The following is a 14563-nucleotide window of genomic DNA, read 5'->3' as shown; positions in this document are numbered from 1 at the left end:
TAAAAATGGAGAAGGAATTAGAAGTTGTTTTCGAAAAGGAAATGACTTCTAATTTTTTTATGAATTATTGTCGATTTTCTGCTGAAAAACAAAATAAGCACGTTTGGAGGCAATTTCTTCTGCCTTCTTTTTGGAAGTAGCTCGCGCTTTCGCGATTACTTTATTGTCAATGTGTAATTTCACCCCAAAAAACTTCTGACTACCAGTGCCGTTGTCATCATAAATTTCATATGTGAAGGATTTTTTTTCCTTCTGACACCATTCAATCAACAAACTTTTATAGCTGATTACTTTGCCTTCCAATCGATCAATATCGACATAAGGTTTGATGATTTTTTTATGAATAAATTTTTCACAAAACACAAATCCTTTGTCCAAATATATCGCGCCGATAAAAGCTTCAAAGATATTTCCGTGTACGTTTTCTCCAAAATGCTGAGGAGAAACTTTACTTTCTACAAATTGAATGAGGTTAAAGTCTTTGCCCAATTCGTTTAAATGTTCTCGAGAAACAATTTTGGAACGCATTTTAGTCAAATAGCCTTCGTCTCCGTTTGGAACTTTGTTGAATAAATGAGCAGCAATTACCGAACCGAGCATGGCATCTCCCAGAAATTCCAAGCGTTCATAGCTAATGGCATTTCCTTTTTCGTCCATTTTATTCATGGAACGATGGGTAAAAGCTTTTCGATAATGATTAAGATTGTTGGGTTTAAATCCGAGTAATTTTTCGAGTTTATCAAAAAAAATCCCGTCCTCGGTAGAACGGGAAGATGAAAATATTTTTTTGATAATTCTCATAAAGGATTAATCGATTTTTTTGAATAAGACACAAGCGTTGTGTCCACCAAAACCAAAGGTATTACTCATCGCTACTTTGATGTCTCTTTTTTGCGCTTTGTTTAACGTTAAGTTTAACGAAGGATCAATGTTTTCGTCTACAGTAGTATGATTAATGGTTGGAGGAACGATGCCATATTTCATCGCTAAAATAGAAGCAATTGCTTCAATAGCACCAGCCGCACCCAATAAGTGTCCTGTCATCGATTTGGTTGAGTTAATGTTGATGTTTTTAGCATGAGCGCCAAAAACATGACTAATCGCTTTCAATTCGGCAACATCACCAAGAGGTGTAGAAGTACCATGCGTATTGATGTGGTCAACATCTTCAGGTTTCATTCCTGCATCGCGTAAGGTGTTTTCCATTACGGCAATTACACCAATTCCGTCTGGATGTGGAGCGGTTAAATGGTATGCGTCAGAGGACATTCCACCACCACCAACTTCACAATATATTTTAGCACCACGTGCTTTGGCATGTTCATATTCTTCAAAAACTAAAGCACCAGCACCTTCTCCTAAAACAAATCCATCTCTGTTTGCATCAAAAGGTCTTGAAGCCGTTTCAGGCGATTCGTTTCTTGTTGATAAGGCTTGCATAGAGTTAAATCCTCCCATACCTGCAATAGTAACCGCTGCTTCTGATCCTCCAGAAACAATTACATCACACATTCCTAAACGAATGTAGTTGAAAGCGTCAATCATTGCATTTGCAGATGAGGCACAAGCAGAAACAGTTGTATAGTTAGGCCCCATAAAACCATTACGCATAGAAATATGAGCAGGGGCAATATCGGCAATCATTTTTGGTATAAAAAAAGGATTGAAACGAGGCGTTCCATCACCTTTAGCATAACTAAGTACTTCTTCTTGAAAAGTTTCCAAACCTCCAATTCCAGCACCCCAAATAACCCCAACACGTTGTTTGTTGATGTTAGTGTCTGTTATTCCCGCATCGGCAATCGCTTGCTCACCCGCAACAATAGCATACTGAGCAAATTTATCCATTCGTCTTGCTTCTTTTCGGTCGATAAATTCTTCAATATTGAAGTTTTTTACCTCACAAGCAAACTTGGTTTTGTGTTTTTCGGTATCATAATACGTGATAGGAGCAGCACCACTTTTTCCGTTTACTAATCCGTCCCAATATTCTTGAATATTATTTCCAATTGGTGTAAGTGCGCCTAATCCTGTTACTACTACTCGCTTTAATTGCATTTTTAGTGGTTTTGTTTGATATAAAAAAACCCATAGCACTTTTAATAATAACTAAAAGAAACAATGGGGTATTACATATTATATTTATGATTGTAATACAATCAATGTTTTTACAAATCTATAAAAAGATTTTGAGAAAGACAGTAAAAAATAATAACATCTGTAAGATTTCAGCCTTACAGATGTTTAAGTAAGTATTATTTTTTAGCTTCTTCGATGTAAGAAATAGCTTGACCTACAGTAGCAATGTTTTCCGCTTGGTCGTCTGGAATTTGAATATCAAATTCTTTTTCGAACTCCATAATAAGCTCAACAGTGTCTAATGAATCAGCACCTAAATCGTTTGTGAAGCTTGCTTCTGTAACAACTTCGTTTTCGTCAACACCTAATTTGTCTACGATAATCGCTTTTACTCTTGATGCAATGTCTGACATAATCTTTAATTTTAAATTTTAATTAGGTGGCAAAAATAAAAAAACTTTATCTTAAAACCACTTTTTTAGTTAATAAATATGACTACGAATTTAAAAAATTAATTTAACAAAGACCATCATTTTTAATTATTTGTCATTTATTATTCTTTTTTTTGTGCTTTAAAAATCACTATTGCCGATATAATCTTCTTATTGTATCGCTGCATCTTATCGTAAAAAATAAATGAAAAAGATTGTAATATTTGCTTCAGGTTCGGGGTCTAACGCCGAAAAAATCATATTACATTTTAAAAACAGTACTCTTGGGAACGTAGTCGCGGTGTTTACTAACAATCTGCATGCCAAAGTTTTAGAACGAGCTAAAAAACTTGATATTGCCACTCAAATATTTACAAGAGAAGCGTTAAATAATGGAGAAGTACTCGAAAAAATTGAAGTAATTCAGCCTGATTTAATTGTTTTAGCCGGATTTTTATGGAAATTTCCAGAAAATATTGTAAAAGAATTCCCTAATCAGATCGTAAATATTCATCCTGCATTATTGCCAAAATATGGAGGAAAAGGAATGTATGGAATGCATGTACACCAAGCTGTTTTGGATAATAAAGAAACCCAAACGGGAATTACGATTCATTTTGTGAACGAACATTACGATGAAGGGGGGATTATTTTTCAGCAAACTGTAACTATTGACGATTGCAAATCAGCGGAATGTATCGCTGAAAAAGTACATGCTTTAGAACATGAATATTTTCCATTGGAAATTGAAAAATTGTTAACTTCTAACCTCTAACTTCTTATTTTGTCACACCAAGTTCACATTTATACAGACGGCGCCGCCAAAGGAAATCCAGGAAACGGTGGTTATGGTGTGGTCATGGAATTGGTCGGCACACCTTATAAGAAAGAGTTTTATGAAGGTTTCCGATTGACGACTAATAACCGAATGGAATTATTAGCGGTTATTGTCGGTTTGGAAAAACTTAAAAACCCTAACATGAAAGTTTTAGTGGTTTCCGATTCGAAGTATGTGGTCGATGCCGTAGAAAAAAAATGGGTGTTTGATTGGGAAAAGACTGGATTTAAAGGAAAGAAAAATCCCGATTTGTGGATGCGTTTCCTGAAAATTTACCGCCAACACCAAGTCGATTTTAAATGGATAAAAGGTCATAATAATCATCCGCAAAACGAAAGATGTGATCAATTAGCGGTGATGGCTTCCCAGCAAAAAAAGTTGGCGATCGATTCGTTTTATGAAAATGAGAGTAACCAATTGATTTGATTTTTCTTATATTTACATAAATCCTCCCCTGATTTATGTATAAACCAGTCTGTTTTTTGAGTTTTGTGTTTTTTGGTTTTTTGTTTCAGCAAAAACCCTGGGAATTAGCGGTTGACAAAGAAGGAATCAAAGTATATACCCGGATAACCGATTCGACTTCCATAAAAGAATACAAGGTAACAACGGTGATAAAGTCACCTATGGATACCGTTCTCAAAAAAATCCTCGATATAAAAAATCTTAAAAAGTGGAGTTATCACATAGCTGAATCTGCTTTGGTGAAAAAGATAAACGATTCTACTTGGATTTTTTACATTCACAATGATATCGAATGGCCAGTAAAAGATAGGGATCATGTCTCCAAAGTTCAACTCAAAAAAAAGAAAGAAGAATATAATGTAATCCTAACACCTTATAACAATTTTGTAAAAGAAAAAGAAGATGTGGTTAGGCTTACAAAGTTTAAAGGAATGTGGGTTTTAAAAAAATTAAGTGTCAATCAAACGCAAGTTACACAACAGTTATATGGTGACCCTGAATCTAATATTCCTCCTTTTTTTATTAATATGATGATAGCTAAAGCGCCTTTTCATACCTTTAAAAATATGAAAAGTCAATTGGAAGCTAGAACTACTAAATAACATTCGGACTTCAAAATTTTGCAACTTTGCAACTTATAAAGTATCTTTGCACCTTAATTTTTCAAAGTAGAATATGAACAAATTATTGATAGTAGGAACAGTTGCTTTTGATGCAATTGAAACCCCTTTCGGAAAAACCGATAAAATTTTAGGTGGTGCAGGGACATTTATCGGACTTTCAGCTTCTCATTTTAACTTACAGTCGGCAATTGTGTCGGTAGTGGGAGAAGATTTTCCACAAGAACATATTGATTTGTTAAAATCAAGAAATATTGATGTGACAGGTCTTGAAATCGTAAAAGGAGGAAAAACCTTCTTTTGGAGTGGTCGTTACCACAACGACATGAATTCAAGAGATACCTTGGCTACAGAACTAAATGTTTTAGCCGATTTTAATCCAGTGGTTCCAGAAAATTTCAAAAATGCCGATGTGGTTATGTTAGGAAACTTACATCCACTAGTACAGACAGGCGTTTTAAATCAAATGACTGTAAAACCAAAATTAGTAGTGCTAGACACGATGAATTTTTGGATGGATTGCGCTTTGCCTGAATTACTTGAGGTGATTAAACGCGTAGATGTGATTACTATTAATGATGAAGAGGCGCGTCAGTTATCTGGAGAATATTCTTTAGTAAAAGCGGCTGCCAAAATCCATACAATGGGACCAAAATATGTGGTAATCAAAAAAGGAGAACATGGTGCATTGATTTTCCATAACGAACATATTTTCTTCGCACCAGCATTACCTTTGGCGGATGTATTCGATCCAACAGGAGCGGGAGATACTTTTGCAGGTGGATTTGCAGGATTTATTACTCAACAAGGGGATATTTCTTTTGAAACGATGAAAACCGCTATTATCCAAGGGTCTAATTTAGCTTCTTTCTGTGTAGAGAAATTTGGAACCGAAAGAATGGTGGAATTAACACAATCGGAAGTGAAAAATAGATTGAAGCAATTTAAATCTTTAACACAATTTGAAATAGAATTAACATAAATTTATGCCTCGAATTTTCGGGGCATTTTTTATTTACAATTACACAACAAAGTACAAACAAAAGCCAAAACACTACTAGTAGTGAGAAAGCTTGAACAACACAACAACAACAATGAGTGACGCAATAAAACACGAATGTGGCATTGCCCTTTTACGATTAAAAAAACCTTTAGAATACTACAAAGAAAAATATGGTACGGCTTTTTACGGTGTAGAAAAAATGTACTTATTGCTTGAAAAGCAGCACAATCGCGGTCAAGATGGTGCTGGCTTAGCAAGTATTAAATTAGATGTTGATCCCGGCGAACGATACATTAGTCGCATTCGTTCCAATCAGGCGCAACCTATTCAAGATATCTTTGCACAAATTAATGGTCGGATTAACGATGAGCTCGAGCATCATCCTGAATATAAGGACAATGTAGCTTTACAAAAGCAGCATATTCCTTATGTCGGAGAATTGTTTTTAGGCCATGTTCGTTATGGAACCTTCGGAAAAAATAGCATTGAAAACGTACATCCGTTCTTGCGCCAAAACAATTGGATGCACCGAAATCTGATTGTAGCCGGGAACTTTAATATGACCAATGTTAAAGAACTGTTTCAAGATTTAGTGCAGTTAGGACAGCATCCTAAACAAATGGCAGATACCGTTACGGTGATGGAAAAGATTGGCCATTTTCTAGATGATGAAGTAACCGATTTGTATCAAGAATGCAAAAACGAAGGTTTGTCCAAACAGGAAGCGTCTCCAGTAATTGCTGAAAAATTAAATATAGCCCGAATTATAAAACGTGCTTCTAAAAATTGGGATGGTGGTTATGCCATGGCCGGATTAATTGGTCACGGCGATGCGTTTGTGACTCGTGATCCCGCAGGAATTCGACCAGCATTTTACTATCAAGATGATGAAATTGTAGTGGTAGCTTCGGAACGTCCTGTTATTCAAACGGTTTTTGATGTTCCTTTCGATAAAATTCAAGAAATTACGCCAGGGCATGCGTTGATTATTAAGAAAAACGGAACAGTTCTAGATGAAAAAGTACGCGAAGCTTCTATCAAAAAAGCGTGTTCTTTCGAACGTATTTATTTTTCTCGTGGCAGTGATGCTGAAATTTATCAAGAGCGAAAAAACTTAGGAAAACTGATTATGCCAGCCGTTTTAAAAGCGGTGGATAACGATACAGACAATACTGTTTTTTCTTATATTCCCAATACCGCAGAAACTTCTTTTTACGGAATGGTGGAAGCTGCTAATGATTTTTTAAATCAAAGAAAAATCTCAGCCATTTTGGATAATAAAGAGTCGCTTTCGGAAAAAAAATTACAAGAGATTTTATCGGTAAAATTGCGTTCCGAAAAAATCGCTATCAAAGACGTCAAATTACGAACCTTTATCACGGAAGATAGTTCTCGTGACGATATGGTAGCGCATGTATATGATGTGACCTATGGCGTAATCAAACCAACTGATAATTTGGTCATTATTGACGATAGTATTGTACGTGGTACAACCTTGCAAAAAAGTATCATCAAAATGATGGATCGATTAAATCCTAAAAAATTGGTGATTGTTTCTTCCGCACCACAAATTCGATATCCGGATTGTTACGGAATTGACATGGCGAAGCTAGAAGGATTAGTTGCCTTCAGAGCGATGTTGGCCTTGTTAAAAGAAGCAAAAAAATACCATTTAATAGACGAGGTTTATGCCAAATGTAAAGCACAAGAGCATTTTCAGGATTCAGAAGTAGTGAATTATGTCAAAGAGTTGTATGCGCCATTTACAGACGAACAAATTTCAGACAAAATCGCCGAAATGCTTACAGAAGCCTCTGTAAAAACCGAAGTGAAAATCATTTTCCAATCGGTAGAAAATTTACATAAAGCTTGTCCAAATAATTTAGGAGATTGGTATTTCACTGGCGATTATCCTACTGACGGTGGTAATCGAGTAGTAAATCGAGCCTTTATGAATTTCTACGAAGGCAAGGATGCAAGAGCGTATTAAAAGGATTGTTAAAATGCTTTTAATCGAGAATAGTTGCTTTTCACCGATTTTCTTTGGAGATATATTTCCCTAGCTATAAATTCGCAGCACCATTTACATGAGTAGGTTAAGTTTATGGTAGATTTGGGGCAAAAAAGGTAGAAAGGAATTTCTACCTTTTTTATTTTATACCCCCTTGTAAGTAATTCGGAACTTTATCTAACTAAAATTGGTTAGACAAAAAGTTTCAAAAATCATCTCAACGACTTTTTTATCTGTTCACCGATTTTCTTTGGAAACAAAATATTCTCACTATACATTTGACTCACCATTACATAAGTAGGTTAAGTTATGGTAGATTTGGGGCAAAAAAGGTAGAAAGAAATTTCTGCCTTTTTTATTTTAAGTTGGCTTCGATTGTCCCAGCGAACAAAAACTTTCCTCACAAAAAAAGCCCCAACTATGTGGGACTTTAAAAGTATAGTGAAAACTAATTATTTTGCTTCAGCAAATCTTCTTGAAACCTCTGCCCAATTAATTACATTAAAGAAAGCTTCAATATAATCAGGACGACGGTTTTGATAGTTCAAGTAATACGCATGCTCCCAAACATCCATTCCTAAAATTGGTGTGCCACCACAACCAACACCTGGCATTAATGTATTGTCTTGGTTTGGTGTACCACATACTTCTAATTTTCCCTCTTTTACACATAACCATGCCCAACCTGAACCAAATTGAGTAGCACCTGCTTTAGAAAAAGCCGCTTTAAATTCGTCAAAAGAACCAAAAGCTGCATCAATAGCATTGGCTAATTCACCTGTTGGCAAACCTCCACCATTTGGCGACATCACAGTCCAAAATAAATTGTGGTTGTAAAAACCACCACCATTATTACGAACTGCTGCTTTGGATAAATCTAGGTTTTTTAAAATTTCTTCAATTGATTTTCCTTCCAAATCAGTTCCTGCAATAGCAGCATTTAGGTTGGTGGTATAGGCATTGTGATGCTTACTGTGGTGAATCTCCATAGTTCGTGCATCAATATGTGGTTCTAGTGCATCATATGCATAAGGTAATTGCGGTAATTCAAAAGCCATAATATTGTTTGTTTAAAGATTAATAAATATTGAATTCCAAAATTAATCATTTAACTTTGGAATAGGAAATAGTTATTTTTTATTTCACCATAATTTAAAACTCTTGTATTCTTTTGAAAAAAGCTGCCTTTTCAATTTATAATGCTTCGGCTGGTTCGGGTAAGACGTATACCTTGGTAAAAGAGTACTTAAAAATTATTTTAACTTCCAAAAAAGAGGACGCTTATAAAAATATTTTAGCCATTACGTTTACCAATAAAGCGGTACACGAAATGAAAAGTCGTATCGTAGATAGTTTGTTCGATTTTACCAAAGACAATCCATCCGAGAAATCATTGGATTTAATGCAGGATATTTCCGTCGATACGGGTTTGAGTCTCAACGAAATTACGCACAAGGCCAAATCGATTATCAAAAACATTATTCATAATTATGCGGCTTTTGATATTTCTACCATTGATAAATTCACGCATAAAGTCATTCGTTCCTTTGCAATCGATTTGGATCTGCCGATTAATTTCGAGGTTTCTTTAGATACCGAAAATTTATTACAAGAAGCGGTCGATGCCATTGTAGCACAAGCAGGTGAAGACGAAGAGTTGACCAAATTGCTAGTCGATTTCACGATGGAAAAAACCGATGATGACAAATCATGGGATGTTTCCAATGATATTTTCAGTACCGGAAAATTAATTCTGAACGAGAATAACCGAAAAGAAGTGGTTTCCTTAAAAGAAAAATCGATACCGCAGTTTATTGCACTTCGTAACGAATTGGTGTTGCTTTGCCAACAATTGGAAAGTGAAATTACTGTTTTGGCTTCTGAAGCATTAACCTTGATTGACAAAAATGGAATTGAGTTATCTTCATTCCCGTATGGGACATTTCCCAATCATTTAAAATTTATTTCTGAAAATGATGATCGGGCTAATAAATACCGATTTAGAAATGTTGACGAAATAAAAATAAAGAAAGGAGATAAAAACGAGGCAATTATTCGAAATATACTGCCCGACCTTATTAAAATTCTTGATAATGTCTATCAAAAATTAGAAAAGAAAAACCTTTACGAAGCCTTCTTAAAAAATATTACGCCGCTTTCTTTAATCAATACGGTAAGCAACCAATTGGCCAAAATTCAGGAAGAACAAAATGTGTTGTCAATTTCTGAGTTTAATAAACTCATCAACGAGCAAATTCAGCACCAACCGGCGCCGTTTATCTACGAGCGATTGGGAGAACGTTACAAGCATTTTTTTATTGATGAGTTTCAGGATACTTCCGAAATGCAATGGCAAAATTTAATTCCACTAATTGATAATGCACTTTCGAGTGAAGATTTGCAAGGCAATCAAGGGTCGTTGCTTATTGTGGGCGATCCGAAGCAATCCATTTATCGTTGGCGTGGTGGAAAAGCAGAACAGTTTATAGACTTAGCAAAGCATACGAATCCGTTTAGTAATAAGGATAAACAAGTGGTTACTCTAGAATCCAATTATCGTAGTTATGATAAGGTGATTCATTTTAATAATGACTTTTTTAAGTTTTTGTCACAGAAATTCGAAAACGAAGACTATAAAGAACTTTATGAAAAGAAAAGTTTTCAAAAACCGAATAAAAAAACAGGAGGATTCGTCAATATTTCTTTTTTACCAAAGTTGGATAAAGAGGAAGTAGAAGAAGAGATTACCCAAGACGATTTATATCTTCAAAAAACGTTTCAAACGATTGAAGAGCTGCAACAGAAAGGATTTTCGTTGGGTGAAATCGTGATTTTGGTACGAAGCAATAATAAAGGAGTTTTACTGGCTAATTATTTGACCGAAAATAAAATTCCTGTGATTTCTTCCGAGAGTTTGCTTTTAAATACGTCTTCCGAAGTGCAATTTGTACTCCACATGCTTCGCTATTTAAATGATAAAAAGGATAAAGAATCACTTGCGCATGCCTTGTATTATTTTTCAAAGCAATTTGTGACTAGTCTTCCTACCCATGATTTTATTTGGCAAGGGATCCAAAAAGAAAATGAAGAGACGTTGCAAAATTGGTTGTCGGAATTTGGAATCGATCTTCCTTTTAAAGTCATCCGAAAAAAATCATTGTATGAATTGGTTGAAAGTGTTGTTTTAAGTGGAATTTCTTCCGAAAAAAACAATGCCTACGTGCAGTTTTTTCTGGATATTGTTTTGGAAAAAGATATTAAATACCAAATGAGTATTGCCGATTTCTTGGAGTATTGGGATAAAAACGGACACAAATTAAGCGTGCCTACTGCGGAAGGTTCTAATGCCATTCGTATTATGACCATTCACAAGTCGAAAGGATTGGAGTTTCCAGTGGTAATTTTCCCTTTTGCTGAAGAAAATTTTAGTCGAAATAAAAGCGAAAAGATGTGGCTTGATTCGCCCACGGATGAAGTAACGTTTGAAAAATTTCTGATTGACAAATCCAGCAAAGTGAGTGATTATGGCGATAATGCTAAAGAAGTGTACGATCAAAAAACCCAAGAAGATTTATTAGACAATATTAATGTGTTGTATGTAGCCTTAACGCGTGCGGAAGAACAATTGCACATTATCTCGAGTTGGAAAGAGCGAAATAGTAAAGGGAATTTACCCGAAAACTTAGCCTCTTTTTTTATCGAGTTTGTGGAAGATAGAGTTGATTTTGAAGAGAACAAATTGAATTATTCTTTTGGGCAACCCGAAAGAATCTCGAAACCACATTCGATTCAAAAAAGTAATGAAGCCATACAAGTTGTCACTTCAACCATACAACCGGAATCGATAAAAATTGCACAACGAGAAGCCTTAATGTGGGGAACCTCGAAGCAAAAAGCCATCGAATTCGGAAATGTCATGCACAAAGTTTTGTCGTTTGTAAAAACCAAATTCGATATCGATTTAGCGATCACAAAAGCAATTGAAGAAGGATTGATTGCAATGCATCAAGAGCAAATCGTTCGAAGCTATGTGGAAGCGATTGTAGGCAATGAAAATTTAAAAGAATTTTTTGACGGAAGTTATCAGGTTTATAATGAGCGGAGTATTATAAAAAAAGGAACACAAACGATGATTCCGGATCGCGTGGTAATTAATAACAAGGAAGCTTATTTGTTAGATTATAAAACCGGGACACATAATCAGAAGTATGTCAATCAAATTACAACGTATGAAAGTGTTTTGCAAGAAATGGGATTTGTAGTTAAGAAAAAATCACTTATATATATAGGAGAGCAATTAGAAATAGTAAATTTGTAACTCGATTTAAAATTCGAAGGATAAAATAACCGAATTAACACATATAATATGTACGGAAAAATTAAACAACACTTACAGAATGAATTAACTACCATCCAAGAAAACGGATTGTATAAAAAAGAAAGAATCATCACGTCTCCACAAGGAGCTGAAATTACGGTTAACGGAGAAACGGTTTTAAACTTTTGTGCAAATAACTATTTAGGATTATCGTCACACCCAGAAGTGGTGCAAGCGGCGAAAGACGCCTTAGATACGCACGGCTTCGGAATGTCTTCGGTACGCTTTATTTGTGGAACTCAAGATATTCATAAACAACTGGAAGAAACGATCGCTAATTTTTACGGTACAGAAGATACTATATTATATGCAGCAGCCTTTGATGCAAATGGTGGTGTTTTTGAACCGTTATTGGGAGAAGAAGATTGTATTATTTCCGATAGTTTGAATCATGCTTCCATTATTGATGGTGTACGTTTGTGTAAAGCAGCGCGTTATCGCTATGAAAATAATAATATGGCTGATTTAGAAGAACAGCTTAAAAAAGCAACTGCAGCAGGGCATCGTTTTAAATTAATTGTAACGGATGGCGTTTTCTCTATGGATGGTTTAGTGGCACCTTTAGATAAAATTTGCGATTTGGCCGATCAATATGATGCGATGGTAATGGTGGATGAATGTCATGCAGCTGGATTTATCGGAGCAACAGGAAAAGGAACCTTAGAAGCCAAAGGAGTAATGGGACGTGTCGATATTATCACAGGGACTTTAGGTAAAGCGCTTGGAGGGGCGATGGGAGGTTATACTACCGCTAAAAAAGAAATCATTGAAATTTTACGTCAACGTTCTCGTCCCTATTTGTTTTCCAATTCTTTGTCACCTGCCATTGTGGGAGCTTCGCTAAAAGTGTTCGAATTGTTAGAAAAAGACACGTCTTTGCGTGATCAATTAGAATGGAATACCAATTATTTTAAAGAAGGAATGAAAAAAGCAGGATTGGAAATCATTGATGGTGATTCTGCTATTGTTCCAGTAATGCTATATGATGCAAAATTGGCTCAAACTATGGCAGATGAGCTACTTAAAAAAGGAATTTATGTAATTGGTTTCTTTTTTCCAGTAGTTCCAAAAGACAAAGCTCGTATTCGCGTGCAGCTTTCTGCAGCGCACACTAAGGCCCATTTAGACAAAGCAATTCAGGCTTTTGCTGAAGTTGGAAAAGTACTAAATGTCGTAAAAAAGTAAAAAAAAATAGAAAAACTTCGTTTTTTTTAACAATTCATTTTGTAATTAATATCTTATGACTTACTTTTGTCGTAATAACGTATTGTAATCAAATAAAATTAAGTATGAAACATCTTAACAAACTTTTTGTTTCCATGTTGATGATCGCTGGTTTAGGTGCAAATGCACAAAGCACTGATAATCCATGGGCAATATCTTTTGGAGCTAATGCAGTAGATACAAGAACTAGTGCTGGAACAAGAGATTTTAATGTAAAAGACCACTTTTCTCAGTTTTTTAATGCAAAAGACAATTGGAACATTCTTCCATCTGTATCTTATTTAACAGTTGCAAGAAATGTTGGTGGAAATTTTTCAGTTGGTCTTACTGGATCAGTAAACAAAATAACGAAATGGGTTGAATGGGCTGGAGTAGGAACTTCTTCTAATTCAACTGTTGTTTTCAATCCTGGTGATTTAATGTACTACGGAATTGATGGTAAAATTTCTTACAGTTTAAAAAATTTAATCGGAATCAAATGGTTTGACCCTTCTGCTCATATTGGTGGAGGTTATACTTTCTTAGGAAACCAATCTGCTGGAACAGCTAATGCTGGTGCTGGAGTTACTTTTTGGTTAACTGAAAATGTTGGTTTATCATTAAGTTCTACATACAAAAAAGCATTCTCTGATAGAGTTTATACAAATTCTAACAATTTTGATATGCCTTCAGTGTTTCAACACATGGCAGGTTTAACTTTCCAATTTGGTGGTAAAGATACTGACAACGACGGAATCTATGATAAAGATGACGCTTGTGTTGATGTTGCTGGTTTAAAAGAATTCCAAGGTTGTCCTGATACTGACGGAGACGGAATCCAAGATAAAGATGATGCTTGTCCAAGTGAAGCAGGTTCTAAAGAAATGAACGGTTGTCCTGATAGAGACGGAGACGGTGTTGCTGATAAAGATGATGCTTGTCCAGATACTGCAGGTTTAGCTAACTTACAAGGTTGTCCTGATACTGACGGTGACGGAATTGCTGATGGAAAAGACAAATGTCCTACTGTAGCAGGTCCAAGAGATAACGCAGGTTGTCCATGGCCAGATACTGACGGTGACTCAGTTCTTGACAAAGATGATAAATGTCCAGATGTAAGAGGTACTGTTGCTAACAATGGTTGTCCAGAAGTAAGCGAAGACGTAATGAAAAAATTAAACGACTACGCTAAAACTATCTTATTCGATACTAACAAAGCTACTTTCCAACAAAGAACTTACCCAGTATTAGAAGCTATGACAGCTATCTTAAAAGAATACCCAGGATCTAACTTCTCTATTGAAGGTCACACTGATGCTGATGGTAAAGATGCTACTAACCAAACTTTATCTGAAAACAGAGCTGCTGCGGTTAAAGATTATTTAATCTCTCAAGGTATTGATTCTTCAAGATTGACTTCTAAAGGATTTGGTGAAACTGTTCCAGTTGCATCTAACAAAACTAAAGCTGGTAAAGCTTTAAACAGAAGAGTTGAAGTGAAATTAGTAAAATAATTTCTTTAAAATATTTTTCTA

12 protein-coding genes are annotated in these 14563 nt (G+C 35.3%); 8 read left to right on the top strand and 4 right to left on the bottom strand.

The genetic code is table 11. The features are described 5' to 3' along the window. Window positions 1-57 precede the first annotated feature (57 nt). The 3 genes from rnc to EQG63_RS02425 form a co-directional block, all read right to left on the bottom strand. Entirely contained in the window at window positions 58-801 is a 744-nt protein-coding gene (rnc, locus tag EQG63_RS02435) for a ribonuclease III (protein WP_129434053.1), read from the bottom strand. A 6-nt stretch (window positions 802-807) separates the two neighbouring features. Next, window positions 808-2058 carry a beta-ketoacyl-ACP synthase II gene (gene fabF / locus EQG63_RS02430; RefSeq protein ID WP_129434052.1) on the bottom strand — a complete coding sequence of 417 codons (1251 nt, stop codon included), beginning with the start codon at window positions 2056-2058 and terminating at the stop codon, window positions 808-810. A 197-nt stretch (window positions 2059-2255) separates the two neighbouring features. After that, window positions 2256-2492, bottom strand: a complete 237-nt coding sequence (locus EQG63_RS02425) for an acyl carrier protein (RefSeq protein ID WP_007137004.1) — start codon at window positions 2490-2492, stop codon at window positions 2256-2258. A gap of 223 nt (window positions 2493-2715) precedes the next feature. On the opposite strand from EQG63_RS02425, the gene purN reads away from it, so the two are divergent. The 5 genes from purN to EQG63_RS02400 all read left to right on the top strand — a co-directional run bounded on the left by purN (window position 2716) and on the right by EQG63_RS02400 (window position 7426). Further along, on the top strand, window positions 2716-3285 hold the full coding sequence (purN, locus tag EQG63_RS02420; protein ID WP_129434051.1) for a phosphoribosylglycinamide formyltransferase: 570 nt from the start codon (window positions 2716-2718) through the stop codon (window positions 3283-3285). Window positions 3286-3294: 9 nt separating this feature from the next. Next, window positions 3295-3774 (top strand): ribonuclease HI, encoded by a 480-nt coding sequence (gene rnhA / locus EQG63_RS02415; RefSeq protein ID WP_129434050.1) that lies wholly within the window; start codon window positions 3295-3297, stop codon window positions 3772-3774. Window positions 3775-3809: 35 nt separating this feature from the next. Beyond that, the gene (locus EQG63_RS02410) at window positions 3810-4415 is read left to right on the top strand and encodes an START domain-containing protein (protein WP_129434049.1); all 606 of its coding nucleotides are present in this window, start codon (window positions 3810-3812) and stop codon (window positions 4413-4415) included. Window positions 4416-4488: 73 nt separating this feature from the next. Then, window positions 4489-5415, top strand: a complete 927-nt coding sequence (locus EQG63_RS02405) for a PfkB family carbohydrate kinase (RefSeq protein WP_129434048.1) — start codon at window positions 4489-4491, stop codon at window positions 5413-5415. A gap of 112 nt (window positions 5416-5527) precedes the next feature. Then, window positions 5528-7426: an amidophosphoribosyltransferase gene (locus EQG63_RS02400; protein WP_129434047.1), complete on the top strand. Its 1899-nt coding sequence runs from the start codon at window positions 5528-5530 to the stop codon at window positions 7424-7426. Between the two features lie 473 nt (window positions 7427-7899). Here EQG63_RS02400 and EQG63_RS02395 read toward each other — a convergent pair whose 3' ends face one another. Further along, the gene (locus EQG63_RS02395; RefSeq protein ID WP_129434046.1) at window positions 7900-8505 is read right to left on the bottom strand and encodes a superoxide dismutase; all 606 of its coding nucleotides are present in this window, start codon (window positions 8503-8505) and stop codon (window positions 7900-7902) included. A 113-nt stretch (window positions 8506-8618) separates the two neighbouring features. Between EQG63_RS02395 and EQG63_RS02390 the strand changes: the two genes are divergently transcribed. The 3 genes from EQG63_RS02390 (at window position 8619) to EQG63_RS02380 (ending at window position 14542) form a co-directional block, all read left to right on the top strand. Next, window positions 8619-11765, top strand: a complete 3147-nt coding sequence (locus EQG63_RS02390) for a UvrD-helicase domain-containing protein (protein WP_129434045.1) — start codon at window positions 8619-8621, stop codon at window positions 11763-11765. 48 nt (window positions 11766-11813) lie between these two features. Beyond that, a complete protein-coding gene (gene kbl, locus EQG63_RS02385) occupies window positions 11814-13010 on the top strand; it encodes a glycine C-acetyltransferase (protein WP_129434044.1) in 1197 nt (398 codons plus the stop codon). Window positions 13011-13114: 104 nt separating this feature from the next. Next, the gene (locus EQG63_RS02380; protein ID WP_129434043.1) at window positions 13115-14542 is read left to right on the top strand and encodes an OmpA family protein; all 1428 of its coding nucleotides are present in this window, start codon (window positions 13115-13117) and stop codon (window positions 14540-14542) included. Window positions 14543-14563: the final 21 nt, after the last annotated feature.

Origin of the sequence: Flavobacterium amnicola (assembly GCF_004122165.1) — a bacterium.
GTDB lineage: Bacteria > Bacteroidota > Bacteroidia > Flavobacteriales > Flavobacteriaceae > Flavobacterium > Flavobacterium amnicola.
This window is presented reverse-complemented; position numbering and strand designations above follow the sequence as displayed.